This is a genomic window from Nocardioides sp. CPCC 206348, assembly GCF_048654705.1.
GTDB lineage: Bacteria > Actinomycetota > Actinomycetes > Propionibacteriales > Nocardioidaceae > Nocardioides.
In genome coordinates, this window is sequence record NZ_JBMCZA010000104.1 from 8,812 (window position 1) to 9,540 (window position 729).

General features: G+C 71.2%; 1 protein-coding gene and 1 pseudogene. One reads left to right on the forward strand and one right to left on the reverse strand.

The window, feature by feature from the left end; translation table 11 throughout:
• Positions 1 to 378, reverse strand: a 378-nt coding sequence (locus ACOADB_RS05195) for an N-6 DNA methylase (protein ID WP_378596877.1), incomplete at its 3' end; no start/stop codon positions are given.
• Positions 379 to 488: 110 nt separating this feature from the next.
• Between ACOADB_RS05195 and ACOADB_RS05200 the strand changes: the two are divergent.
• Positions 489 to 729, forward strand: a pseudogene (locus tag ACOADB_RS05200) (nicotinate phosphoribosyltransferase); the annotation flags it as partial.

A 729-nucleotide genomic window follows, 5' to 3' on the forward strand; every position in this document is an offset into this window, starting at 1 on the left:
CTGGCCGAGGAAGGGCGGGTTGCCGATCACGGCGTCGAAGGTGCGCCCCTCCCAGGCGGTGAGCCCGTCGGCGACCACGACCTGCCGCGCGATGTCGTCGACCGGCACCGACGGGTCCTCGGCGTGGAGGCGCTCGCGCGCGATCCGGACCGCTTCGGCGTCGAGGTCGGAACCGTGGACCGCGCGCACACCGAGCCGCCGGGCCGCCTCGACGAGGAAGTGGCCGGTGCCGCAGGCCGGGTCGAGGACCGTTCCCTGCTGCGGAAGCGCGTGGTCGAGCACCCAAGCCACCAGGTGGGGCGGCGTGTAGAACGCGCCCTGCCGGCGCCGGTCGTCCGGCCGGTCGGCAGCGAGCTCGCGCTCATAGGCAGCAGACATCGCTGCAGCGTCCTGACGCCGGTCGGCCACGGCCGCAGCCTAGTGTCGACACCGAACCCCCACCCGTCACCGTGTTATAGTCAGAATGACTACAACATCGAGGAGTCGAGATGGACCGCACCGGACTGCTGACCGATCGCTACGAGCTGACCATGCTCGACTCCTTCGTGCGCGACGGGATGGTCGGCCGCCCCGCGGTGTTCGAGGCCTTCTCGCGGCGCCTGCCCGAGGGCCGTCGCTACGGGATGCTCGCCGGCCTCGGCCGACTCCTCACCCTGGTCGAGAACTTCACCTACGACGCCGACGACCTCGCCTGGTTGCAGGAGCAGGGTGTCATCGGCGACGCGACCG